General features: G+C 71.8%; 19 protein-coding genes. 11 read left to right on the top strand and 8 right to left on the bottom strand.

What is annotated here, in order from left to right; translation table 11 throughout:
- The first annotated feature begins 119 nt into the window (after nt 1-119).
- Entirely contained in the window at nt 120-2,363 is a 2,244-nt protein-coding gene (locus tag NE235_RS32350) for a molybdopterin oxidoreductase family protein (protein ID WP_252809748.1), read from the top strand.
- A gap of 2 nt (nt 2,364-2,365) precedes the next feature.
- Here NE235_RS32350 and NE235_RS32345 read toward each other — a convergent pair whose 3' ends face one another.
- Together NE235_RS32345 and NE235_RS32340 are read right to left on the bottom strand one after the other, a co-directional pair.
- Nucleotides 2,366-2,926 carry a GtrA family protein gene (locus NE235_RS32345; RefSeq protein WP_252809746.1) on the bottom strand — a complete coding sequence of 187 codons (561 nt, stop codon included), beginning with the start codon at nt 2,924-2,926 and terminating at the stop codon, nt 2,366-2,368.
- A gap of 234 nt (nt 2,927-3,160) precedes the next feature.
- Complete coding sequence (locus NE235_RS32340) at nt 3,161-5,311, bottom strand: MMPL family transporter (protein WP_252809744.1); 2,151 nt, start codon at nt 5,309-5,311, stop codon at nt 3,161-3,163.
- 108 nt (nt 5,312-5,419) lie between these two features.
- Between NE235_RS32340 and NE235_RS32335 the strand changes: the two genes are divergently transcribed.
- Entirely contained in the window at nt 5,420-6,121 is a 702-nt protein-coding gene (locus tag NE235_RS32335) for a response regulator transcription factor (RefSeq protein WP_252809739.1), read from the top strand.
- Nucleotides 6,118-7,569, top strand: coding sequence for a sensor histidine kinase (locus tag NE235_RS32330; protein ID WP_252809737.1), 1,452 nt, complete (start codon nt 6,118-6,120; stop codon nt 7,567-7,569). The genes NE235_RS32335 and NE235_RS32330 overlap by 4 nt, the downstream gene beginning before the upstream one ends.
- Here NE235_RS32330 and NE235_RS32325 read toward each other — a convergent pair.
- Together NE235_RS32325 and NE235_RS32320 are read right to left on the bottom strand one after the other, a co-directional pair.
- Nucleotides 7,550-7,789 carry a GNAT family N-acetyltransferase gene (locus tag NE235_RS32325; protein WP_252809735.1) on the bottom strand — a complete coding sequence of 80 codons (240 nt, stop codon included), beginning with the start codon at nt 7,787-7,789 and terminating at the stop codon, nt 7,550-7,552. The two genes, NE235_RS32330 and NE235_RS32325, sit on opposite strands and share 20 nt — an antisense overlap.
- Before the next feature lie 373 nt (nt 7,790-8,162).
- Entirely contained in the window at nt 8,163-10,271 is a 2,109-nt protein-coding gene (locus NE235_RS32320; RefSeq protein WP_252809734.1) for a multicopper oxidase family protein, read from the bottom strand.
- A 630-nt stretch (nt 10,272-10,901) separates the two neighbouring features.
- Here NE235_RS32320 and NE235_RS32315 point away from each other — a divergent pair.
- The 3 genes from NE235_RS32315 (at nt 10,902) to NE235_RS32305 (ending at nt 16,728) form a co-directional block, all read left to right on the top strand.
- Nucleotides 10,902-11,564 carry a hypothetical protein gene (locus tag NE235_RS32315; RefSeq protein ID WP_252809732.1) on the top strand — a complete coding sequence of 221 codons (663 nt, stop codon included), beginning with the start codon at nt 10,902-10,904 and terminating at the stop codon, nt 11,562-11,564.
- Nucleotides 11,565-11,695: 131 nt separating this feature from the next.
- Nucleotides 11,696-13,306, top strand: coding sequence for a DNA polymerase Y family protein (locus tag NE235_RS32310; RefSeq protein ID WP_252809730.1), 1,611 nt, complete (start codon nt 11,696-11,698; stop codon nt 13,304-13,306).
- Nucleotides 13,307-13,371: 65 nt separating this feature from the next.
- Nucleotides 13,372-16,728: an error-prone DNA polymerase gene (locus NE235_RS32305; RefSeq protein WP_252809728.1), complete on the top strand. Its 3,357-nt coding sequence runs from the start codon at nt 13,372-13,374 to the stop codon at nt 16,726-16,728.
- A 53-nt stretch (nt 16,729-16,781) separates the two neighbouring features.
- Here the strand turns inward: NE235_RS32305 and NE235_RS32300 are convergent, their stop codons facing one another.
- Nucleotides 16,782-17,741, bottom strand: coding sequence for a helix-turn-helix transcriptional regulator (locus NE235_RS32300; protein ID WP_252809727.1), 960 nt, complete (start codon nt 17,739-17,741; stop codon nt 16,782-16,784).
- 17 nt (nt 17,742-17,758) lie between these two features.
- On the opposite strand from NE235_RS32300, the gene NE235_RS32295 reads away from it, so the two are divergent.
- A complete protein-coding gene (locus tag NE235_RS32295) occupies nt 17,759-18,100 on the top strand; it encodes a DNA glycosylase AlkZ-like family protein (RefSeq protein ID WP_252809725.1) in 342 nt (113 codons plus the stop codon).
- Nucleotides 18,101-18,198: 98 nt separating this feature from the next.
- Here NE235_RS32295 and NE235_RS32290 read toward each other — a convergent pair whose 3' ends face one another.
- Nucleotides 18,199-18,531: a carboxymuconolactone decarboxylase family protein gene (locus NE235_RS32290; RefSeq protein WP_252809724.1), complete on the bottom strand. Its 333-nt coding sequence runs from the start codon at nt 18,529-18,531 to the stop codon at nt 18,199-18,201.
- A gap of 170 nt (nt 18,532-18,701) precedes the next feature.
- Nucleotides 18,702-19,169 carry a MarR family winged helix-turn-helix transcriptional regulator gene (locus NE235_RS32285; protein WP_252809720.1) on the bottom strand — a complete coding sequence of 156 codons (468 nt, stop codon included), beginning with the start codon at nt 19,167-19,169 and terminating at the stop codon, nt 18,702-18,704.
- 241 nt (nt 19,170-19,410) lie between these two features.
- On the opposite strand from NE235_RS32285, the gene NE235_RS32280 reads away from it, so the two are divergent.
- Nucleotides 19,411-20,694, top strand: coding sequence for an extracellular catalytic domain type 1 short-chain-length polyhydroxyalkanoate depolymerase (locus NE235_RS32280; RefSeq protein WP_252809718.1), 1,284 nt, complete (start codon nt 19,411-19,413; stop codon nt 20,692-20,694).
- A 68-nt stretch (nt 20,695-20,762) separates the two neighbouring features.
- On the opposite strand, the gene NE235_RS32275 is transcribed toward NE235_RS32280, so the two are convergent.
- Nucleotides 20,763-21,803: a LacI family DNA-binding transcriptional regulator gene (locus NE235_RS32275; protein ID WP_252809717.1), complete on the bottom strand. Its 1,041-nt coding sequence runs from the start codon at nt 21,801-21,803 to the stop codon at nt 20,763-20,765.
- A 165-nt stretch (nt 21,804-21,968) separates the two neighbouring features.
- On the opposite strand from NE235_RS32275, the gene NE235_RS32270 reads away from it, so the two are divergent.
- Genes NE235_RS32270 through NE235_RS32260 form a run of 3 tightly spaced genes read left to right on the top strand, consistent with a single transcriptional unit; the run spans nt 21,969 to nt 24,809 of the window.
- Nucleotides 21,969-22,988 (top strand): sugar ABC transporter substrate-binding protein, encoded by a 1,020-nt coding sequence (locus NE235_RS32270; RefSeq protein ID WP_252809715.1) that lies wholly within the window; start codon nt 21,969-21,971, stop codon nt 22,986-22,988.
- Nucleotides 22,989-22,992: 4 nt separating this feature from the next.
- Entirely contained in the window at nt 22,993-24,003 is a 1,011-nt protein-coding gene (locus NE235_RS32265) for an ABC transporter permease (protein WP_252809713.1), read from the top strand.
- Nucleotides 24,000-24,809, top strand: a complete 810-nt coding sequence (locus NE235_RS32260; RefSeq protein WP_252809711.1) for an ATP-binding cassette domain-containing protein — start codon at nt 24,000-24,002, stop codon at nt 24,807-24,809. Before NE235_RS32265 ends, NE235_RS32260 begins: the two co-directional genes overlap by 4 nt.
- Nucleotides 24,810-24,850: the final 41 nt, after the last annotated feature.

Below are 24,850 nucleotides of genomic sequence, written 5' to 3'. Positions count from 1 at the left end.
CGTTCCGCCACCCCGCAGCCCTGGGTTCCCGCGGTCCGGTCCGCCAAACCGAATCGGGTTCCAATTTCTGTTCGGCGGGCCTAAGGTCGCAGGAAACGACCCAGCGCTGCGGAGGGCCGATGTCCGAGACGACCGCGTACCGGATCTGCCCCCTGTGCGAGGCCACCTGCGGCCTCGAGCTGACGATCACCGACGGCCGGATCACCGGCGCCCGGGGCGACCACGCCGACGTCTTCAGCCACGGCTTCATCTGCCCTAAGGGCGCCACCATCGGCGAGCTCGAGGACGACCCCGACCGGCTGCGCTCCCCTCTGATCCGCGACGGCGACGACTGGCGCGAAGCGGGCTGGGACGAGGCGTTCGCGGCGGTCCGCCGCAGCCTCGGCGCGGTCACCGGGCGCCACGGCCGGCAGGCGCTCGCCCTGTACCTCGGCAACCCGAACGTCCACACCCTCGCGGGCGGCCTGTACGCCGGTCCGCTGGCCCGGGCCCTCGGCGGCACGAACCTCTACTCCGCCAGCACCGTCGACCAGATGCCCAAGCACGTCGCCGGCGGCCTGCTGTTCGGCGACCCCATGGCCATCCCCGTGCCGGACCTGGACCGCACGTCGTACCTGCTGATGCTCGGCGCCAACCCGGTGGATTCCAACGGCAGCCTGTGCACCGCCGCCGACTTCCCCGGCAAGCTGAAGGCGCTGCGCCGGCGCGGCGGCACCCTCGTCGTCGTCGACCCGCGCCGCACCCGGACCGCGCGCCTCGCCGACCGGCACCTGCCGATCCGCCCGGGCGCCGACGCGTACCTGTTCTTCGGCGTCGTGCACACCCTCTTCACCGAGGGCCTCGTCGCCGACACGCCCGGCGTCGACGGCGTCGCCGACGTGGAACGGCTGAGCCGCGACTTCGCCCCCGAGGACGTCACCGGCGCCTGCGGCGTCCCCGCCGAGGAGATCCGGCGGCTCGCCCGCGAGCTGGCCGCCGCCCCGAGCGCCGCCGTGTACGCCCGCATCGGCACCTGCACCGCCGAGTTCGGCACGCTCACCAACTGGCTGGTCGACGTCGTCAACGTCCTGACCGGCAACCTGGACCGGCCCGGCGGCGCGATGTTCCCCCTGGCCCCGCACCGCCGGCCGGGTACGGGCAGCGGGCGCGGGTTCCGGACCGGCCGCTGGCACAGCCGCGTCCGCGGGCTGCCCGAGGTGCGCGGCGAACTGCCCGCCACCACCCTGGCCGACGAGATCCTCACGCCCGGCGAAGGTCAGGTGCGCGCCCTGATCACGGTGGCCGGCAATCCGGTGCTGTCCCTGCCCGGCGGTGAACGCCTCGGCGACGCGCTCGGCGAGCTGGACTTCATGGTCAGCGTCGACCCGTACCTCAACGAGACGACGCGGCACGCCCACGTGATCCTCCCGCCGCCGCCGCCGAGCCGGTCACCGCACTACGACATCGCGTTCGGGGACCTGGCGGTGCGCAACACCGCGCGCTACTCCCCGCCCGCGCTCCCGCTCCGCGACGGCGAACTCGACGAGTGCGCGATCCTGGCCCGCCTCATCGGCATCGTGTCCGGGCAGGACGGGTCGGGGCAGGACGCCACCGGGCAGGACGAGTCGTGGCGGGACGCCGGCGTGGACGAGCCGATCATCGCCCATCTGCTCGGCAAGGCGATCGCCGACCCCTCCTCCCCCGTCCACGGCCGGGACCCGGCGGAGCTGCTGCCGCTGCTCACCGGAGAGACCCCCGCGCTGCGCCGGCTCGACCTCATGCTGCGCCTCGGCGCGTACGGCGACGGATTCGGCGCGGTGCCGGGCGGCCTGTCCCTCGCCGTGCTGCGGGACGCCCCGCACGGCGTCGACCTCGGCCCGCTGCGGCCCCGGCTGCCCGAGGTGCTGCGGACTCCGTCCGGCCGGGTCGAGCTGTGCCCGCCGCCGCTCGCCGAGGACACCGTGCGGCTCCGCGACGGCCTCGCCCGGCGGCGTACCGGCCTGGTCCTCATCGGCCGCCGTCACCTGCGCTCCAACAACAGCTGGCTGCACAACCTGCCGGGCCTGGTCCGCGGCTCGAACCGCTGCACGCTGCAGGTCAACCCCGAGGACGCCCGCCGCCTCGCGCTCACGGACAAGGGAACGGCGAAGGTGACGGGCGCCGGCGGCACGGTCGAGACCGAGGTGGAGGTCACCGACGAGGTCATGCCCGGGGTCGTCAGCCTCCCGCACGGATGGGGTCACGGGCGGCCCGGCACCCGAATGTCCGTCGCCGCCGCGCATCCCGGGGTCAACGTCAACGCCGTGACCGACCCGCTCGCCCTCGACCCGCTGTCCGGCAACGCCGTGCTCAACGGCGTTCCGGTGGAGGTCCAGCCCGTCTGACCTCAGGCGACGAGCTCGGACTCCTCGTCGGCGGGGGCGGCGACCGGCGCGACGCTCGCCGCCGAGGCGAGACCCGCCGTCTTCTCGTGCGGGAAGACCCACTTCTTCATGGCCCACCAGCGGAAGGCCATCCCGAGCAGAGTGCCGATGATCATGCCGCTGAGGAAGTCGGAGACCTCCTGGGCGACATGGCTGACGTTCGGGTACTGCAGGTCGAACGCGTAGCGCGCCAGGTAGAGCGGGATGTCGTTGACGACGATGCCCAGGGCGCTCACGACGAAGAACAGCACCGCCTCGACGTGACGCCGGCGGCCGCCCCGGGCCCGGAAGGACCAGCCGCTGTTCAGCAGGTACGACGCGATCGTCGCGACGATGATCGCGATCGTGAGCGCCGTGACCGGCTTCGTCCGCATGACCGTGAACTTGAGCCCGTAGTTGACTCCGGCGGTCAGCAGGAAGCAGACACCGCCGGTGAAGGCGAACTTCACCAGCTCACGGTGCTTGACCAGCAGCGGGCGCAGTGGCGCGGGGACGCGGGAGAGCGTGATCCGGGTAAGCGACACCCGGGCAGTCTACGGGCCATGGGTCATTGCGGTGGCCCTACCCAGACATGTCCGATCGGTCGTGTCGTATCCCCCATCGGTCCCGCGTACGTCACCGGCCCTCCCACCGGACACGGCCGTCGAACGCGCGGATCGGCCGGTGATTCGATGGATTCGCCGACCCGCCTGACTCCGGGGCCCTCGCGGCCCCGGAGTCGTCCGATCACCGGCAGGAGTGAATCACGCGGGTCCGGGTCACGGGCGGCCGGCGGGGACCGGCTCCCGGGCGGGCTCGGGCGGCAGCGGGGCGGGGCGGACCCGCAGGGCCCGGGCGGCCCAGCCGGGCAGCCACCAGTTCCAGCGGCCGAACAGCGACACGAGGGCGGGCACCAGGAGCGCGCGGATGATCGTCGCGTCCAGGAGCACGCCGAGGCCGAGTCCGGTCGCGAAGACCTTCACGTCCGTGATCGGCGCGGAGGCCAGCGAGGCGAACGCCAGGAACAGGATCAGCGCCGCGCTCGTGACCAGCCGGCCGGTGCGGCCGATGCCCTCGATGACGGCGGTCCGCGTCGATCCGGTCCGGTCGTACTCCTCGCGCATCCGGGCGAGGATGAAGACCTCGTAGTCCATGGACAGCCCGTACAGGAACGCGAAGACCATCACGGGGACGAACTCCGTGATCGAGCCGGTGGCGGCGATCCCCCAGATCGGCTTGGACCCGTAGCCCTCCTGCCAGACCAGGACCATGGCGCCGAGGATCGCGGCCAGTGACAGCAGGTTCAGCAGGACCGCCTTCAGGGGCAGCAGCAGCGAGCGGAACGCCCGGGCGAGCAGCACGAACGTCGCCAGCGCGATCAACGTCAGCATCAGTGGGAACGCCCCGTACACGGCCTCGGCGAAGTCGACGCCGACGGCTCCGGAGCCGCCGACTCCGACCCCGGCGGGCACGGCGGCGCGGACCCGCCGGACCGTGTCCTTGCCCACGGTGGAGCCTCCCTCGGCGGCGGGCAGCACCGCGATGAGCGCCGTGCCGTCGCGCCGCCAGGCGGCCGTGTCCGGGGCGATCGCGGCGACGACGCCGGGCAGCCGGGTCAGGCGCGCGGCCGTCGCCGCCGGGTCGCCGCCCCGGGGCACGATGACGTCGATCGGGGTGAAGACGCCGGTCGGCACGCCGGAGTGGACCAGGGCGGCCCGGCCCTCGTACGCGGGCCCGGAGGAGGCGAGGGCGTCGCTCTCCGGGTCGCCCAGGTGCAGGCCCAGGGCGGCGACGGCGAACGCGACGAGGAGGGCACCGGAGGCGGCGACCGCGGCCCACCGGAACCGAACGACGCCCCGCGCCCAGGCGGACCAGCCGCGCCCGGCGCCGCCGCCCCTGCGCAGCCGGGGCCGGTCGATCCCCGATCCGAACCTCGCCAGCAGCACCGGGAGCAGGGTGAGGACGGCGACGACGCTGACGATCGGGATGATGATGCCGCCGTAGCCGACGCTGCGCAGGAACGGGACCGGGAGGACGACCATCGCGACGAGGCCGATGGCGACCGCCATGCCGCTGAAGACGATCGCGCGGCCGGCGGTGGCCATCGCGCGGCGCACCGCCTCGTCGCCCCGGTGCCCGGCGGTCCGCTCCTCGCGCCACCGGGTGACCAGCAGCAGCGAGTAGTCGATCGCCACGCCGAGGCCGATCAGCGCGACGATGAACTGGACGATCACGCTGACGTCGGTGAACGTCGTGAGCCCGTACACCACGAGGAATGACGTGAGGATCGAGCAGGCCGCGATCAGCAGCGGGACGAGGGCCAGCAGGGAGCCGAAGACGAACGCCAGCACGGCCAGCGCGCCGAGTCCGCCGATCAGTGTCTCGGACAGGACGCTGGGGCCGCCGCCCGATCCGCCGCCGCCGGACCGCAGCGGCTGCATCCCGGTGACGCGCAGCGTCGCGCCGTCGGGCAGCGCCGCGCGCATCGCCGCCGTGACGGACGCGGACAGGTCCGGCCCGCCCATCATGCCGCTCTGCCGGGCCGGTCCGTAGACGAGGCCGAAGGTCGTGCGGGCGTCGCGGCCGACGAGGCGGCGGTCACCGGTGTCGGCGTAGGAGACTGCGCGTCCGTGCACGGCCGCGGCGGCCGCGGCGAAGGCCCGGCCGAGCTCGGCGCGGACGCCGGACGAGTCGACGGTGCGCCCCGCGGGCAGGGTGATCACCGGCACCAGCGGGTCGCGCACACCGGTGCCGTATGTCCGCGCGATGGCCGCGTTCGCCTCGTATGAGGGCCGGCCCGGCATGGCGTTCTGCGCGGTGAGCCGGCCGCCGATCTGTGAGGTCGCGAGCACGCCCGCGACCGTGAGGGCGAGCCAGACCAGTGTCACGGCGAGCTTGTGCCGCAACACGAATCGGGAGAATCGGTCCATGCGGTCAGCACAACAGCCCGCTCTTCCGGTGCCGTGTGCGCGTTCTGAGAGTTCCCTGTCACAGGGTTCTCACAGCGTTCTCACAGAACGGCGCGGGACACTGGGCCCGTGACCGACCGCCCCGTCCGGGTCCTCGTCGTCGACGACGAGCCCTACCTCGCCGACCTGGTGGCGACGGCGCTGCGCTACGAGGGCTTCGAGCCCGCCCTCGCGGGAACGGGCGCCGAGGCCCTCGCGCAGGTCGCGGTGCTCCGGCCTGACCTCATCGTGCTCGACGTGATGCTGCCCGACGGCTCCGGGCTCGACACCTGCCGGAGGCTGCGCCGGGAGGGGTGCGAGGCACCCGTCGTCTTCCTGACCGCCCGCGACGCCACGGAGGACAAGATCGCCGGGCTCACGGTCGGCGGTGACGACTACGTGACCAAGCCGTTCAGCCTGGAGGAGCTCATCGCGCGGATCCGCGCCGTGCTGCGCCGGACTCGCCGCCCCGGCAGGGCCGACCCCGCGCGGATCGGCTTCGCCGACCTGGAGATCGACGAGGACGCCTACGAGGTGTCCCGTGGCGGTACGCCGCTGGAGCTCACGCCGACCGAGTACAAGCTGCTGCGGTACCTCGTGATCAACGCCGGGCGGGTCCTGTCCAAGCGGCAGATCCTCGACCACGTCTGGGACTACGACTTCGGTGGCAACGACGGCGTCGTCCAGACCTACATCAGCTACCTGCGCCGCAAGGTCGACGCCGTGGACCCTCCGTTGATCCACACGGTGCCCCGCGTCGGGTACGTCCTGCGCCTCCCCCGGCCGTCATGATGTCCCTGCGCAGGCGCCTCGTCCTCACCCTGCTGGGTCTGCTCGCCGCCGGTCTGGCGGTCGCGGCGGCGGGCAGCTTCGCGACCCTGCGGGAGGACATCATCCACCGGACCGACCGGCAGCTGACCGCGGTGGGCAGGGCGATGGAGACCGCGATCGGCGACCGCGCCGACCCCGGCGGCGCCCTCCCGGTCGGCCCGCACGGCGGGTCGCTGGCCCAGGCGCTGGCCGCGAGCGGGGCCATCCCGGCCCTCATGCAGGTCCGGACGGCGGACGGCCGGGTCGTCCAGACGTTCGCCGCGAACGACGCGCCACCGCTGCCGCCGCGCCCCGCCCCCGCGGCCGTCACGGCGCGGAACCCCGACGGCGCGCGGATCTTCAAGGTCGGCGACATCCACCCCTGGCGGGTCCGCGTCTCCCGTCTCCCGAACGGGCGGGTGCTGCTGATCGGCATCCCGACCAGGGACGCCGACAGCGCCATCCATCGCCTGGCACGCGTCGAGGTGATCGTCTCGATCATCGCGCTGGCCGCCGTCGGCCTCCTCGCGCACCGGTCGATCCGCCGCGGCCTGCGCCCCCTGGAAGAGATCAGCGACACCGCCCGCGCCATCGGCGCCGGCGAGCTGTCCCGCCGCGTCGAACCCGCCGGGCCCCGTACCGAAGTCGGACGCCTCGGCCGGGCGCTGAACGACATGCTCGGCCAGATCGAGACGGCGTTCCGCGCACGCGAGGCGTCCGAGGAACGGCTCCGGCGGTTCATCGCCGACGCCTCCCACGAACTGCGCACACCCGTCGCCACCGTCCGGGGGTACGCCGAACTGGTCCGCCGCGGGGCGGCCGACCGCCCGGACGACCTGGCCAAGACGATGGCCCGCATCGAGGCGGAGGCCGAGCGGATCGGGGCGCTCGTCGACGAACTGCTCCTCCTTGCCCGGCTCGACCAGGGGCGCCCGCTCGACCGGGAACCGGTGGACCTGGCCCGGATCGCGGCGGACGCCGTGGCCGGCGCCCGCGCCGTGGAGCCGGACCGGCCTGTCGGGCTGGAGGCGGCGGAGGGGACCGTGGTGCTCGGCGACGCGATGCGCCTGCGCCAGGTCTTCGACAACCTCCTCGCCAACGTACGGCGGCACACGCCCGCCGGCGCCCCCGCCATCGTGCGGATCGACGTCGCCGACGGCGCGGTGGAGATCGCCGTGACCGACCACGGCCCCGGCCTGACCGAGGACCAGTGCGCGCGGGTCTTCGAGCGCTTCTACCGGACCGACCGGTCCCGCTCCCGCGAACACGGCGGGGCCGGCCTGGGCCTGTCCATCGTCGCCGCCGTGGCCGAGGCCCACGAGGGCACCGTCGGCGTCACCTCCGTGCCGGGCGACGGCACGACCTTCACCGTCCGTCTCCCCCGGGCCCCGAGCCCCGCCGCACCGGCCGTCAGAGGGGGCGGTGCATGATGTGCAGCCCGACATATCCCTTCGCCGGGTGCCGGAAGCCCTGCGGAACCGTTCCGACGATCTCGAAGCCCAGCGACCGGTAGAGCGCCACCGCGGGCGCGTTCGTCTCCACGACCGCGTTGAACTGCATCGCGCGGAAGCCGGCCGCGCGCGCCCATTCCAGGGTGTACTCGCACAGCGCCCGGCCGACGCCGCGCCCGGAGTGCGCGGGGTCGACCATGTAACTCGCGCTCGCGACAGGAGCCGGGAAATCTGTGACTCCCAGCGTTAGGTGGCGGATGATCATACGACGACCCGCAGAAACAGCAGCGTTCCCAACGAGGATTGGCGGGCTTTCCCAGATGTGGTTGGCGGCCAAGGTCGATGTTGCACGCTAGCTCCGGCCCGGGGGATGCCGTTGGCGCGCCCCAAAGCGGCACGCCCGAGGCCGAGAGCGGACCGGGCGGCGGCGGGAGCGCCGCCGCCCGTCTGACGGCCAGTTCGACTTCGCGATGCGGTTCTCGTACGTCCTCGGCGGGGGCGTGACTCGTCGGTTGCCTCGATCACGTCTCTGATGTGCCGCGGATGCGCCCTGACCCCATGGGTTCCTCAGTTCATCCGCTGTCACCGTGTGACGAGACGACGCCGCCATTGCGCCGGATATCCACCTTTTGGTCCTGAGACTGCTGCGAAACGGCCTCCTGCCCACCCGACTGTGATGATGCCCCTTGGGACGATGATGACCCTTGAGACGATGATGACCCTTGGGAGGATGATGACTTCGAGCGCGGTCGTTTCGGTGGCGGGCCCGCTACGATTTGATAAGGTCGCATCATTTCATTGTCCTCATGTTCGAGGATATGGCAGTGCCACACGTATCGACCGGGAAGGTCGAATTTCGCCTTTACCCGCGTGATCTCTCCGGGAGGCGCAATAACGGTGTCCTTGAAGCCTCTCTCCCACGGCTCCGGCGGCCGTGTTCCACCACCGATCGGTTGCCGGTTGACCACCTGGAACCGCACCTCATGGATGTGAATCGGATGGGCGTCGACCGTGAAGTTATATAGTTCCCATACTTCGGTGGAATTCAGCGCGACGTTCTCAGTGATCGGGGCGCCAAATCTCAGTGGATTCGGTTCACCGTCCTGCACTGTGCCGAGCAGCTGAATAACGGGACTGACGTCGGGGAAGTCGACCGAGCCCTGCTCATTGAGGGAGAGCTGCCGGCTGTTGGTCGCCGGCCCGAGCGGGTGGAACGCCGGCAGCCTCAACTGGCTCGGCGGAGTGCTGGTGTCCTGGGAGACGAGCGGCACGACCTTGAACTTCATGACCTGCCCCGTCGTGGCAGGATCGGCGAACGAGTTCGGCACCCCCGGGTACGGCCCGTCGGGCGCCTCGTTGATCAGGAAGATCTCCGTGCCGACCTGCAGGCCGGTGAAGTCGACGATCACGTCGGCTCGCTCCGCTGGAGCCATCAGCAGTTGGTCGAGCCGAACCGGTGCGGGCAAGAAGCCGCCTTCCTCGCCGATCACCCAGATGGGCAAGGCCGGTGGGGCGGGACGTGGGGCCAATGGGTTCGACACCAGTTTGAAGATCAGGAAGCGCGTGTTACATCCGTTGAGGATGCGGAAGCGGTACCGTCGCGGCTCCACCTCCTGCACCGGCCAGGTCCGCCCATTGACAACGATCGCGTTTCCGAAGAACTCCGGGTTCCAGATCGGCGGAACGTCGCTGGTCGGGGCGTACGGGCCGGTGAACCCATCGAAGAAGGCCCGGCTGTTGGGGTAGAAAAGGGAACCGTCGTCATTGAAAGAGCGGTCCTGGACGGCCAGCGGAATCTCGTAGTAACGCTTGCCCGGCCGGTCGCCGACCTGCGGTGCGGGGCCGGGCAGGCGCCCCGGCGGCAGATCTCCGGGGCCGCCGCGGAGCAGGTAGAAGCCTGCCGGTCCGGCGTAAACGTTGACTCTGGTGATCCCCAGCGTATGGTCGTGGTACCACTGGGTGTTGGCCGGCTGGTTGTTGGCATATTGGAAGATGGCGTTGCCGGGGCCCCACTGGTCGCCTATTGGCGACTTTGCCTTGAAGACGTCGTAGAAAGTGCCCTCACGTGCGAACCCCGCCGGAATGTTGCGGGCCATCGGCAGGTACCACGCCTCAGGATAGCCATCGCTGAAGTCGAACGTGTGGTTGCCGTGTACGTGCGTAATGATCGGTACCGGCCCACGGTAGGGATCCTGGCTGGTACCGGTGGAGTCGCGGCCTTTTATGCCTCCTGGCGGATTCGCCCAGTACAGGGTTTGGTCGATCGGCAGCAGATGCGGCAGAAAGTCGCCGTTCTGGTCGACGAGATCATTGATCCACTTGACCCGGACTGGCCGTCGATAATGCGCGTTTATCGTGAACGCGGGATAGTTGAACGTATTCGGATGGTTGATCGAACCGTAGCCCCATACGGTCGTCGACGGGAGAGACGGAGGCAGGATCTGCTGCCTGAACTGGCGTACGGCGATCTCGTAGTAGTCGAGTTTGTGTTGTGTCCGGGTGGGTGGCATTGCCGGTGGTATGACGAGCTGGGTTACATATTTGCTGATGGTGGTCGGATCGAGCGTTCCGCCCGGTACGGGCTGCGCCAAGGCCGATCCAATGAACCGGATCGGAGCCATCATGACGGCTCCGGAAATCGCACTTACCTGCAGAAAGCGGCGACGCATCAAATCAGACATATCTTCTCCAAGGCGTACCCATCAGAGAAATCCAAACCATCTGGCCACTTCGCCTGATGGCCGAAATTCAGAGGATTGGACTGTAACAAGAACGGCGCTGCATCCAGTCTTCGAAGCTTGCTAGGACTATACTGCGCACTTACAGTTCGCAAACAAAAATACATCTTGGTGTTCGGTAAACGATCGACCTGCCAAGATGACAATTCGAGTCGTTGAAACCCGAATCGGTCCGCGCGTGATCGCACTAAGTAGCCCCACCGCAGCCGCCGCAATCCCAAAGATGGTTACAACGCCTTGATCCCCACCCTCAAGCCCTACGCCCAGCAGCTGGAGGCCGGATAGACCGCGGTGAAACGATCGTCAGCGGCCCGCTCCCCGCCTCTGACCGCGATCAGCCTCTCGCCCACTCGGGACATCAGCCCCGGCCTCGATTCCTCAGATCGCCAACCTGCATTGGGATCCGCCAACTATCGCCGGGAGTCACAAAATCGCGACCCCCTTCCCGGCCTGACGTATCCATCGTGATCATGAAGATATCGGAACAGGAACGTTCTCATCCACGCGCCGAAGCCGACGTTGCGCGTGGCGATCGACTTGCTTTCAGTCGAATGGATGTTCGATGATGGTCGGGTGAGCGAGCTATCGTCGCAGGTCACAGAGGGCTTCTCGCCTCTGGCGGGCATGGACCTCGTCCCTGTCCTGCCTGCGCTGCGCCCGGTGATCCCCGGGGGCGGGCTGCGTCCCGGCACGGTCACCGGCGTCGACGGCTCGACCACGCTGGCCCTCGCGCTGGCGGCCGGGCTCGGGGACCGCTGGTGCGCGGTCGTCGGCCTCCCGGAGGCGTACGTCCCGGCCGCGGCGGCGTTCGGCGGCGCGGACGGTGGCCTCGACCCGATGCGGGTCCTGCTCGTCGACGACCCGGGCCGGCGGTGGGCCGACGTGGTCGCCGCGCTGACCGACGGGTGCGCGATGGTGATCGTACGGCCGCCGGAGGAGCCTCCCGCCCCCGTCGCCCGGCGGCTGACCACACTGGCTCGCCGGAACGGCTGCGCGCTGGTCACGACCGGGCCGTGGGCGGGCGCGGCCCTGCGGCTGCGCGTCGAGGCGAACCACTGGACCGGTCTCGGGGACGGCACCGGCCACCTGCGCGGACGCCGCGCGCTCGTGACGGTCTCCGGACGCGGCGCGGCGGGCCCCGGCCGCCGGGTCTGGCTGTGGCTGCCGGGCCCGGACGGCGCCGTGACCGTCGCCGAACACGAAGGCCCGGCGCGTCTGGAGGCCATCGCGGGGTGACTCGTTCGCCACTCCCCAACGCGGCGGGTCCCGGAACGCCGGACTCCGGGACACCGGACGCCCGTGCGCGAACCTCCGCTCCCGGCACCGGAGCCCCGGGCCCTGGGACGCCGGGTCCCGGTGAAGGGCCGGTGAGCTCGCCGCGGGTGCTCGTCGTGTGGTGCCCGGACTGGCCGGTCACCGCGGTCGGCCTGGACGCGGGCACCCCGGCGGCGGTGGTCGCCTCGGCCCGGGTCGAGGCGTGCTCGGCGGCGGCGCGCGCCGCCGGAGTGCGCCGCGGGCAGCGGCTCCGCGACGCCCAGCGGCACTGCCCGGACCTGGTGATCCGCGACCGCGACCCCGACGCCGAGGGGCGGCTCTTCGAGACGGTCGCCGCCGCCGTCTCGACGATCACCCCCTGGGTCGAGGTCGTACGCCCCGGCGTCTGCGCCATCCCGGTGCGCGGCGCCGCCCGCTACCACGGCGGCGCCGACCGGGAGACGGCCGAGGAGTCGCTGCGGATCCACGTCCAGGACACCGTCGTCGAGCGCGGCTTCGACTGCGGCGTGGGCGTCGCGGACGGCCTGTTCGCCGCCGAACTGGCCGCGCGCACCGCGGACGGCGGCATGATCGTGCCACCAGGCGGGACGGCGGAGTTCCTCGCGCCGTACCCGGTGACCGTCCTGGGCCGGCCGGAGCTCACCGACCTGCTGCCCCGGCTGGGCGTTCACACGCTGGGCGCGTTCGCGGCGCTGCCGGCCCGGCACGTCGCGAGCCGCTTCGGCGCGGACGAGGTGCGCGCGCACCGGCTCGCCCGCGGCCTGGACCCCCGGCCGCCCGCACCCCGGCCGCCGCACGCGGACCTGAGCGTGGCGACGGAGTTCGACCCGCCCGCCGCGGCGGCCGAACAGGTCGTCTTCGCCGCCAAGACGCTCGCCGAGCGCCTGCACGAGGCACTCGCCGCCGAGGCCCTGACCTGCGTACGGATCGGGGTCGAGGTGACGGACGCCCACGGCCGTACCCAGTCCCGGCTGTGGCGGCACGATGCGGGGGCGGCGGGGCGAAGCCACGGGGGTGGAAGCGCGGCGGCGGGGCGAAGCCACGGGGATGGAAGCGCGGCACTGTCCGCTCTCGCCGTCGCCGAGCGGGTCCGCTGGCAGCTGTCGGCCTGGGAGACCCCACCCGGCGAGGAGGGCGTCGGCGGCATCGTCCTCCTGCGGCTCCTGCCCGACCAGCTCGTCCCGGACGAGGGGCATCAGGAGGCGCTGTGGGGCCGGGTCACGCTCTCCGACCGCATCATGCGGGCGGCCGCGCGGGTCCAGGCCATGCTCGGCCACCAGGCGATCACCCGGCCGTACCCCGCGGGCGGCCGCGCGCCCGGCGAACGCGTCGTCCGCGTCCCCGTCGGTGACCTCCCGCCCGGGCCCGCCGTCGCGGAGGGACGGTGGCCCGGGCGGATCCCCGATCCGGCGCCGGCGGTCGTCCATCCCGACCCGCTGCCTGTCCGCGTGACCGGCGCCGACGGAGCGCCGGTCACGGTCAGCGCCCGCTGCGCGGTCTCCGCCCCGCCCCGCCAGATCGAGATCGACGGCCGTGTCCTGCCGGTGACCGCGTGGGCGGGCCCCTGGCCGGCCCGGGAACGCTGGTGGGACCCGGCGCGGTTCCGCCGCCGCGCGCGGTTCCAGGTCGTCACCGCCGACGGCGGCGCGCGCCTGCTCGTCGTCGAGGGCGGCCGCTGGTACGTCGAGGCCGACTATGCCTGACCGGCCGAGACCGAAGGACCCGCGGCCGGCGCGCACGCGGTTCGCCGACGATGCCGGGGGCCCGCATGGGATTCGATAGTCCGCGGATCCCGTGGCGGCAGTTCGAGCGGCGCCTGTCCTGGAGCACGCCCCCGCCCGCGAACGAGACCGAGACCACCACGCCGGCGGACCGGCCCGTCGCGGCCGAGACCACCGCGGCCGAGACCGTCGCGAGCGAGACCGCCGAGCCGGCGGACCGGCCCACCTCGCGCGGGCGGCCGGCGCGCGGGCTGCCCGCGCCGCCGCCCGTGCGGCTGCCGGTGCGCGGGCGCGGCTGGGCGGAGCTGCACTGCCACTCGTCGTACAGCTTCCTCGACGGCGCCTCCGCGCCGGAGGAACTGGTCGAGGAGGCGGTCCGGCTCGGCGTCGAGGCGCTGGCGATCACCGACCACGACGGCATGTACGGAGCCGTGCGCCTCAAGGAGGCCGCCAAGGGGACCGGCGTCGGCACGATCTTCGGCGCGGAGCTGAGCCTGGACCTGCCCGCCGCCGCGCCGGGCGAGCCCGATCCGGGCGGCCGGCACCTGCTGGTGCTGGCCCGCGACGTCGAGGGGTACGGACGGCTGAGCGCCGCGATCAGCCGCGCTCAGCTCGCCGGTGGTGAAAAAGGCCGCCCGATCTACGACCTGGCGGATCTGGCGGCGTCGCATGGCGGGCACTGGGCGGTCCTCACCGGCTGCCGCAAGGGCGCCGTGCACGCGGGCGCGGACCCCGAGGCGGAGTTGCGGGCGCTGGTGGAGATGTTCGGGCGGGAGAACGTCTTCGCCGAGCTGATCGACCACGACCAGCCCCTCGACGACGCGCGCAACGACGCCCTGTACGACCTCGCCCGGCGCGTCGGCGTCGGCGTCGTGGCCTCGAACAACGTGCACTACGCCGCGCCGAGGGACGCTCCGCTCGCCGAGGCGCTCGCCGCCGTACGGGCCCGGCGCGGCCTGGACGACATGGACTCCTGGCTGCCCGCGACCGGTACCGCGCACCTGCGGTCGGCGGCGGAAATGGCGGCGCGGCTGGCCCGCTTCCCCGGCGTGCCGGAACGGACGGTCGAGCTGGGCCGCTCCTGCGTGTTCGACCTGGAGCTGGTCGCGCCGAACCTGCCGGACTGGCTCGTGCCTCCCGGGCACACCGAGGCGACCTGGCTGCGGCACCTCGTCGAGGAGGGGGCGCGGGAACGGTACGGGACGCGGCGGCGGGCGCCGCGGGCGTACCGGCAGATCGCGTGGGAGCTCGGCGTCATCGAGCAGCTCGGCTTCCCCGGCTACTTCCTGATCGTGCACGAGATCGTGGAGTTCTGCCGGGACAACGACATCCTGTGCCAGGGCCGGGGCTCGGCGGTGAACTCCGCGGTCTGCTACGCGCTGGGCATCACCGGCGTCGACCCCGTACGGCACAACCTGCTGTTCGAGCGGTTCCTGTCACCCGGCCGCGACGGGCCGCCCGACATCGACCTGGACATCGAGAACCGCCGGCGGGAGGAGGTCATCCAGCACGTCTACGACAAGTACGGGCGGGACCGGGCCGCCCAGGTCGCCAACGTGATCACGTACCGGCCGCGGATGGCCGTCCGCGACGCCGCCCGCGCGCTCGGCTTCTCCCCCGGCCAGCAGGACGCCTGGTCCCGGCAGTTCTCGCCGGCGGAGTCCCGGCCGCCGGACAGCATCCCGGAGGCGGTCACCGGGCTGGCCGACCGGATGCAGCGGCTCCCCCGGCACCTGGGCATCCACTCGGGCGGCATGGTGATCTGCGACCGGCCGATCGGGGAGGTGTGCCCGGTCGAATGGGCGCGGATGCCGGGGCGCAGCGTGCTGCAGTGGGACAAGGAGGACTGCGCCGCCGTCGGGCTGGTCAAGTTCGACCTGCTCGGGCTGGGCATGCTGGCGGCGCTGCACGACACGTTCGACCTGGTCGGCGAGTTCCACGGGCGGCGCTACGACCTGCACACGATCCCGCCGGACGACCTGGACGTGTACGCGATGCTGTGCGACGCCGACACGGTCGGGGTGTTCCAGGTCGAGTCCCGCGCGCAGATGGCGACGCTGCCCCGGCTCAAGCCCAGGACGTTCTACGACCTGGTGGTGGAGGTCGCGCTGATCCGGCCCGGTCCGATCCAGGGCGGTTCGGTCCACCCGTACCTGCGCCGCCGGAACGGGCACGAACCACCCGACATCCCGCATCCGCTGATGAGGAACGCGCTGGAGCGCACGATGGGCGTGCCGCTGTTCCAGGAGCAGATGATGCAGCTGGCCGTGGACTGCGCGGGGTTCACCCCGGCGGAGTCCGACGCGCTGCGGCAGGCGATGAGCGCCAAGCGGGCGCCGGAACGCGTCGAGCGGCTCCGGGACCGGCTGCTGAGCGGCATGGCCGAGCGCGGCATCTCCGCCGAGATCGCCGAGGAGGTGTACGACAAGATCCTCGGCTTCGCCAGCTTCGGGTTCCCCGAGTCGCACGCGCAGAGTTTCGCGCACATCGTGTACGCCAGCGCGTACCTGAAACGGCACTACCCGGCGGCGTTCACCACGGGGCTGCTGCGCAACCAGCCGATGGGCTTCTACAGCCCGCAGACCCTGCTCGGCGACGCCCGCCGGCACGGAGTGCGGGTCCTCGGCGTCGACGTCAACGCCAGCTCCCACCAGGCGACGCTGGAGGCCCCGTACACGCCCGCCGGGGACCTCCCGCACGCGCCCGGGGAGCCGCAGCCGGCGATCCGCCCGGGCCTGTCGTCCGTGCGGACCCTCGGCGAGGACGCCGCGAAGCTGATCGCCGCGAACCGGCCGTACGCGGACCTGGAGGACCTGGTGCGCCGGGTACCGCTGCCGGCGACGGCGCTGGAGGCCCTCGCCACGGCCGGCGCGTTCGGCTGTTTCGGCCTCGGCCGCCGCGAGGCGCTGTGGGCGGCGGGCGCGCTCGCCCACACCCGCCCCGGCCACCTGCCCGGCACCGCTCCGGGCACCGCCGCGCCCGAGCTGCCGCCGATGACCATGGTCGAGCAGACCATCGCCGACCTGTGGGCCACCGGGACGACCGAGCACCACCCGATGGCCCACGTCCGGCCCACCCTCGACGAGCGGGGAGTCGTCCCCTTGACCGCGGTCAGGGACGTGCCGGGTGGCACGAACCTCCTGGTCGCCGGACTCGTCACGCACCGGCAGCGCCCGGGGACCGCCAACGGTGTGATCTTCTTCAACCTCGAGGACGAGACCGGCATGCTCAACGTCCTGTGCCGCCCGCAGATCTGGGAGCGTTACCGCAACGTCGCGTTCCACGCGCAGGCGCTGCTCGTCCACGGCCGCCTGGAACGCCAGGACGGCGCCGTGAACGTCGTCGCCACCCGGCTGCAGCGGCTGCCCGTCGCGACGCTGACCCGCAGCCGCGACTTCCGGTGACCGCGTGACGGTCTCGGCCTCCCATCCCCGGCTGACCGCGCGAACAGCGAGGGTCACCGTGGCGGCTCCGCCGTTCGCGAACCTTGTTCGGCGGCCGCGGCAAGCCGGTCGGCGAGGTTCTTGAGGGCTCCCCGTAGTTCGTCGGGGTGGTGGATGGTGAAGGGCCATTCCAGAGAGGCGAGCATGTGCGCCATGCCGTCCAGCCGTTCTGCCCGTGCGTGCACGAGGACACCGGTGGGCTGGGGGGTGAGGGTCACACCTGAGCGAGGCAGCCGGCGGGCGACCGCGTCGAGGGGGCCGTGGATCGTCACCTCGACCTGCCAGCGGTAGGACCCCTGCGCCAGGGTCGAGGTCAGGTGGGTGACGGGGTCGAAGCCGTCGGGGGCGGTGAACCGGCCGGTCCGGGGGGTGACGGAGGCGATGCGGTCGATGCGGAAGGTCCGCAGGCCGTCGCGGAGGTGGTCGTGGCCGACGACGTACCAGCGGCCGGTGTGGAAGACCACGCCGTAGGGGTCGAGGTCACGTTCGGTGTGTTCCTGACGCCAGGACCGGTGGCTGATCCCGACGGTCGTGCGGGCGCGGGATGCCTGGGCCAGGGCCAGCAGGACGCCGGGTTCGGGTGCCTGCCCGATCACGGCGTTGGCGGTGAACGAGAGGGTCTCTCGCATCGCGGCGAGCGGTTCGCGCAGGGCGTGCGGGAGCATCCGCTCGATCTTGACCAGCGCACCGGCGCCGGCCGGCGCGGCCGTGCCCATGCCCAGATGTTCCGCCGCGAGCAGGCCGAGGACGACGGCGAGAGCCTCGTCGTTGGTGAGGACCAGTGGTGGCATCCGGTAACCGCGGGCCAGTCGGTAGCCGCCGTAGCGGCCGCGCTCCGCCTCCACGGGGATGCCCAGTTCCCGCAGGTGGGCGGCGTACCGGCGCACCGTGCGGATGTCGGTGTCCAGGCGGCCTGCCAGCTCCGCCCCGGTGAGCCGGGCGTTCGACTGGAGGAGTTCCAGCAGGGTCAGCACACGGGTGAGGGGATGTGTTGTACGGCGCGCTGACGGTGCTCGCCGGGCGAGTGGAGGAACCCACGAGCCGGTCCGGCACCCCGGACGTTCGCCTGCTGCCCGCCTACGACGACTACCTGGTCGGCTACCGCACCCGCGACGTGTCCGTCCCCGCTCTCCACCAGGCCCGCATGTGGCCGGGAGGCGGCGTCATCCGGCCCACCGTCATCGCCGACGGGCTGGCCATCGCCACCTGGACCCGCGGCTCCGGCGCGCGCTGCGTCCAGGTGGACGCGTTCGGGTCCATCCCACCTCGGATCGAGCCGGGGATCGACCTGGAGAAGGCGTCCGTCGTTCGCTTCCTGCGGTCCACCGCATGACCGAACCGCGTCCCGATGCGGAAGGGGCTCTGTCCCCGAGGGCCAGGGCGCCGGTGGGCGGCGAACGTTGCCACAGGAAGCCGCCTTTACGTTGTAGATCAGGTATGCGGGCCCATGGCGTGCAGGGCGAGGGTGGAGTGGGCGTAGGCGGCGCCGGCGCGCATCTCGGCGGCGACCCAGATCGCCTCCATGATCTCCTCCGGGCTGTTGCCCTTCCGCCGCGCGAGGCGCGTGTGACCCTGAATACAGTACGGGCACTGGGTGGCGTGGGCGACGGCCACGGCGATGAGCTGCTTGGTCTTCTCCGGCAGCGCCCCGTCGGCGAACACCTGGCGGCTGAAATTCTCGAACGCCTCGTTGACGGCCGGGGCGAGCCGGGCGCGACGGGCGCCGATCTCCGGCGTGGCCGGCGGGTAGACGGGATCGGTCATGAGTGTCTCCGGTTACTGAGGGCAGCCGTTAGCGGGTCGACCAGGCCGATCAGGCGATGGGCGCCTGGCCCTGCCGATCCGGTCGTGCTCGAGTTCTGCCCTACCCACTCATCCGGGTTCGGTCGCTCCGCGCCCACGAGGGTCGAAGCGGGTCACCTTTACGTTGTAGATCATCTTCGTGCGTCGGGGCGCAGGGCCCCCGCGCAGCCCATGAGGCTCTCCGCGAGCGCCTTGCGGGCGGCGTCGTCGACGCCGGCCAGCATCACCGCCTCGATGTCGTCGAGCGATCGGTCGCAACTCCGGAGTGTGGTCAGGCCCTTCGCGGTGAGGCGGGTGCGCAGCACCCGGCCACCGTCCGGGTGCGGCTCCCGGCGCACCAGCCCGCGTCTCTCCAGGTCGCGGACGACCAGGCTCATCGCCTGCGGCGTGACGAAGGCGATGCGCGCGAGCTCCGCCGACGACGGGCCGTCGCGCAGGCGGAGTTCACTGAGCGCCATGTACTCGGTGGTCGTGACGCCGTGCCGGGCGAGCGCCTCGTCCAGGCGGGCCCGGATCCGGCGCTCCAGGCGGAAGACCAGATAGCTGACCCGCGGCGGGGACGCGGCCGGGGCGGCCGAGGGGTTACGGCGGTCGGTCACCGGGAGACGATATCGCGGCCGGCCGCGACGGCCGCGATGTAACTTTCTCGGCGCATATCAAGGATCTTGATAGCAAGTGCCTTGATAAGCAGGGCGGGAGCGAATTCCTGCCGCTCTCCGCCAACCGAGGAGGGCGCAGAACATTGACCGCCGCTCATCGCCGCCTTACCTTCCAGCGACCGATGGCGATGCGGCGCGCGCCATTACGGCCGCGCCTCCGATGCCATTCGAAGGAGGGCGAATGAAACGACTGACCGCGATCCTGGCCGGCGCCTGCGCCGCGCTGCTGTGCGCCGTCATGGCCCTGGTCCTCTCCCGCCCCGCCACCGCGGCCGGGCTGGTCCAGGTCACCGACTTCGGCGACAACCCGGGCAACCTGCAGATGTACGTCTACCGGCCCGACCAGGCACCCGCCGCACCCGCGATCGTGCTGGCCATGCACCCGTGCGGCGGCTCCGGGCCGGGGTTCTACTCCTCCAGCGAGTTCGCCTCACTGGCCGACCGGTACGGCTTCATCGTGATCTTCCCGTCGGCGTCCAAGAAGATGAACTGCTTCGACAACTGGTCCGACGCCTCGAAAGTGCGCGGCGGCCGCACCGACCCGGTATCGCTGATGTCCATGGTGACGTACGTGGAACGGCAATACCACGGTGATCCCGATCGGGTCTTCGTGACCGGGAGTTCCTCCGGCGCCATGATGACCAATGCCATGGCCGCTCTCTACCCGGAGGTCTTCAAGGCCGGCGCGGCGTTCATGGGCGTGCCGTTCACCTGCTTCCCCAACGAGGGGTCCTACAACCCGGGAGGCAACTCCGCCCCCTGCGTGAACAAGAGCGCGCAGCAGTGGGGTGACGTGGTGCGCCAGGCGAACCCCTCCTATCAGGGGCCGTGGCCGCGAATGCAGCTGTGGCACGGCACCGCCGACACAGTGGTCTCCTACGCCGAGCTGGCCGAAGAGGTCAAGCAGTGGACGAACGTCCACGGCCTGAGCACCACCCCCACCTCCACGGACACGCCGCAGTCCGGCTGGACCCGGCAGCGGTTCGCCGACTCCTCCGGCGCCGTCCAGGTCGAGGCGATCAGCGTCTCCGGCGCCGGGCACAGCCTCCCGATGAGCGGCATGGCCGCCGCCGCCATCCACTTCTTCGGCCTCGACTCCGGCGGCCCGACACCGCCCACCTCTCCGACTCCCCCGCCTGGGGACTCCGCCTGCTGGATCAGCTACACCGCCAACACCTGGAACAACGGCTTCACCGGAAACGTCACGATCACCGACCACGGCACGAGCCCGATCAACGGCTGGACCGTCACCTGGACCTGGCCCGGCAACCAGCAGATCACCGGCATGTGGAACGCGACCATCACCCAGTCGGGCGCCCAGGTCACCGCCCGCAACGTCTCCTTCAACGCCACGATCGCCCCCGGGGCCCAGGTGAGCTTCGGCTTCCAGGGCACCTACAGCGGCACCAACACGGCGCCGGCCGGGTTCGCCCTGAACGGCGGCGCCTGCACCATCGTCACCTGATCCGCCGGTCCGGGGCGGCGGGACCCGCGGACGGCCCGGGGTTCACCCGGCCGTCCGCGGGCGGCGGATCACCGCCGGGGCGGTATCTCGCCCGACCCGCGGGCGAGGTAGGTCGTCGGCACGACGACGTGCCGGGCGGGCCGGTCGCCGCCGCCGGCGATGCGGCCGAGGAGGAGCCGCGCGGCGATGGAACCGATCTCGGCGGGATCCTGGGCGACGACCGAGATGCCGGGACGCAGCATGTCGGCCAGTGGGAAGTCGTCGAAACCGATCAGCGCGACGCGGTCCTGCAGACCGCGGCGCTGGAGGGCGCGGACCGCGCCGATGGTGAGGAGGTTCTGCGCGGTGAAGACGGCCGTCGGCGGGTCGTCCCCGTCGAGGAGCTCGTGGATCGCGCACTCGGCGGCGTCGGCGCTGCGGATCTCCCGGCGGACGAGCCGCTCGTCGATCCGCCGTCCGGCGTGCGCCTCGAGGTAGCCCGCGTGCCGCTCGCGGGCGGTCCAGATCGACGCCATGTCGCCGAGGAACGCCACGCGCCGGTGCCCCAGGTCGAGCAGCCGCCGTACGGCGGCCCGGGTGCCCTCCCGGTTGTCCGCGGTGACGGTGTCGACCTGGTCGAGTTCGACGAGCCGGTCGGCGCAGACGACGTGCGTGCCCTGCCGCCGTACGGCCGCCAGCTCGGCGTCGGTGCGGCCGGTGGGGATCACGATCAGACCGTCCACCCTGCGCAGGGTGAACGTGTCGATGAGCTCCCGCTCGCGCTCGGGGTTCTCGTCGCTGCTGCCGGTCAGCACGAGCATGCTCTCGGCACGTGCGGCGTCCTCGACGGCGCGGTGCAGGACCGACGAGAACGGGTTGGCGACGTCCTCGAGGACGAGGGCGATCGTCCCGGTACGGCGGTCGGCGCGGCGCAGGCTGCTGGCGGTGACGTCGTGCCGGTAGCCGAGGGCCCGGGCGGCGTCGCGCACGCGTTCGGCCAGGTGGGCGGCGACGCCGGGCTTACCGTTGATCACTCGTGAGACGGTCGCGAGGCCGACGCCCGCCCGGTCGGCGACATCCCGCATCGTCACCTTGCCGCGCCGCCGCTCACCGCCGGGAATCGGTGTCACCGGTCCTCCCCCTCACGCCCCGGTCGATTGTGCCCGCGGCTCTGGACAGACCGTACGCCGGGGTCTTACATTCTCGGAAACGTTTCCAGGAAACGTTTCCGAAACGTCGGGGGAATCGCTCGGTCATCTGCCGCGGCATGGTCCACGGCGGTTGGAGGAAACAGCATGAAGCGTGACGTCCGGGCTTCGGGCCACCGTCGCCGTACCGGCGCGATCGTCGCCGTCGCCGCCCTGTCGCTGGTGGCGGCCGGCTGCGGCAAGGGCGCGAAGGGTTCCGCCTCCGGCGGTGAGATCACCGTCGGCCTCATCACCAAGACCGACACCAACCCGTTCTTCGTCAAGATGAAGGAGGGCGCGCAGAAGGAGGCGCAGGCCAAGGGCGTGAAGCTGATGACCGCGGCCGGGAAGTTCGACGGTGACAACGCCAGCCAGGTCACCGCGATGGAGAACATGGTCGCGGCCGGGGTCAAGGGCATCCTGATCGTCCCCAGCGACACCAAGGCCATCGTGCCCAGCATCGAGAAGGCCCGCGCCAAGGGCATCGAGGTGATCGCGCTCGACACCCCGACCGACCCACAGAGCGCCTCCGACGCGCTGTTCGCCACGAACAACCTCAACGCCGGGATCCTGATCGGCAAGTACGCCAAGGCCGCCTTCGGCTCGAAACCGGCGAAGATCGCCATGCTCGACCTCAACCCGGGGATCACGGTCGGCGTGCTCCGGCACAACGGGTTCCTGCAGGGCTTCGGCGTCAAGGAGGGCGACCCGAGCGTCGTCTGCGCGCAGAACACCCAGGGGGACCAGGCCAAGGGCCAGACCGCGATGGAGAACTGCCTGCAGAAGGCCCCCGACATCAACCTCGTCTACACGATCAACGAGCCGGCGGCGCTCGGCGCGTACACCGCGCTGAAGGCGGCCGGCAAGGAGAAGAACGTCATGATCGTGTCGGTCGACGGCGGCTGCACCGGCGTCCGGGCCGTGCAGTCCGGGCAGATCGCGGCCACCTCGCAGCAGTACCCGCTGAAGATGGCCACGCAGGGCGTCGACGCGATCGTCGACTTCGCCAAGAGCGGCAAGAAGACGAGCGGCTACACCGACACCGGCGTCACCCTGGTCACGAACAAGGCGCAGCCCGGCGTGGACTCCAAGGACGTCCAGTTCGGCCTGGCCAACTGCTGGGGCTGAGCCGATGTCGACCGTCACCGCCACCGACCACGCCGAGGCCGGGCGAGGACGCGGCCTGCCGGCCCGCGCCGCGCGCTTCCTCGCCCTGCCGGCCGTGGGCCCGCTGCTCGCCCTCCTCCTGGCCTGCGTCTACTTCACCGTCCGCACCGACCGGTTCCTCACCGGCGCGAACCTGTCCCTCATCGTCCAGCAGGTCATGGTGGTCGGCGCGCTCGCCGCCGGCCAGACGATCGTCATCCTGACCGCCGGCATCGACCTGTCCAACGGGGCGGTGATGGCGCTGGGCACGATCTTCATGACCAGGCTCGCCGTCAGCGGCGGGGTTCCGGGCGTCTGGGCGATCCTGATCGGCGTCGCGGTGTGCACGGCGTTCGGCGTGCTGAACGGCACGCTGGTCACGATGGCGAAGCTCCCGCCGTTCATCGTGACGCTGGGCACGTGGAACATCGCCTTCGCCCTCACGCACGTCTACTCCAACGAGCAGACCATCACCGGGCTGCCGAAGTCGCTGACCTTCCTCGGCCGGACGTTCCCGCTGGGCGGCACCGACGTCACGTACGGCTCGGTCGTGATGCTGGCGCTGTTCGCGGTGGCCTGGTACGTCCTGCGCCAGACGGCGGCGGGCCGGCACGTGTACGCGGTCGGCGACGACCGTGAGGCCGCCCGCCTGACCGGCATCCCGGACCGCCGCCTGCTCCTCACCGTCTACACCGCCGCCGGGGCGATCTACGGCCTCGCCGGGCTCCTCCTGGTCGGGCGCACGTCCGTCGGTGATCCCCAGGCCGGGCAGACGGACAACCTCGACAGCATCACCGCGGTGGTCTTGGGCGGCGTCAGCCTGTTCGGCGGGCGGGGCAGCATCATCGGCGCCCTGTGCGGCGCGCTCATCGTCGGCGTGATCCGCAACGGCCTGCAGCTGACCGGGGTCCCGTCCATCTACCAGGTCCTCATCACCGGCATCCTGGTCATCCTCGCCGTGAGCGTCGACCAGCTGGCCCGAAGGAGGCGCGCGTGAGCACCGTGGAGGACAACGCGCGCCCGGTGCTGGAGGCGCACGGCCTGGTGAAGCGGTACGGCCACGTCACCGCGCTGGCGGGCGCGGACTTCGAGCTCCTGCCCGGCGAGATCCTGGCCGTGATCGGCGACAACGGCGCGGGCAAGTCCAGCCTCATCAAGGCGCTGTCCGGCGCGCTGGTCCCGGACGAGGGACAGATCCTGCTGGACGGCCGGCCGGTGCGCTTCCACAGCCCGGCGGACGCCCGGCGGGCGGGGATCGAGACGGTGTACCAGGACCTGGCGGTGGCACCGGCGCTGGACATCGCGAGCAACATGTTCCTCGGGCGGGAGATCCGGCGTAAGGGCGTCCTCGGCCGGGTGTTCCGGCTGCTGGACCACAAGAGGATGCAGGCCGAGGCGGACGGTCACATGAAGGACCTGAAGATCGGCATCACGTCGACGAGACAGGCGGTGGAGACGTTGTCCGGCGGGCAGCGGCAGGGCGTCGCGGTGGCCCGCAGCGCGGCGTTCGCCCGGCACGTCGTCATCATGGACGAGCCGACGGCCGCGCTCGGCGTCAAGGAGTCGGGCATGGTGCTGGAGCTGATCCGGCAGGTACGCGACCGCGGGCTGCCGGTCATTCTGATCAGCCATGACATGCCCGCGGTCTTCGACGTCGCCGACCGGATCCACATCCAGCGCCTGGGCCGGCGGGTGGCGGTCGTACGCCCCTCGGAGACGGACATGGCCGAGACGGTTGCAATCATGACGGGAGCGGCGCCGGGCAACCTGGACGGTGCCGCGAACGGAGACGTGACGATCTGACCGGTGCCCGCGAACGGCGCCGGAACCATCCGACCGGCCCG

The sequence above is a fragment of the Actinoallomurus spadix genome (assembly GCF_024055725.1).
GTDB lineage: Bacteria > Actinomycetota > Actinomycetes > Streptosporangiales > Streptosporangiaceae > Actinoallomurus > Actinoallomurus spadix.
Note: the sequence above shows the minus strand (reverse complement) of the source record. Positions and strands in the feature narration are given on the sequence as shown.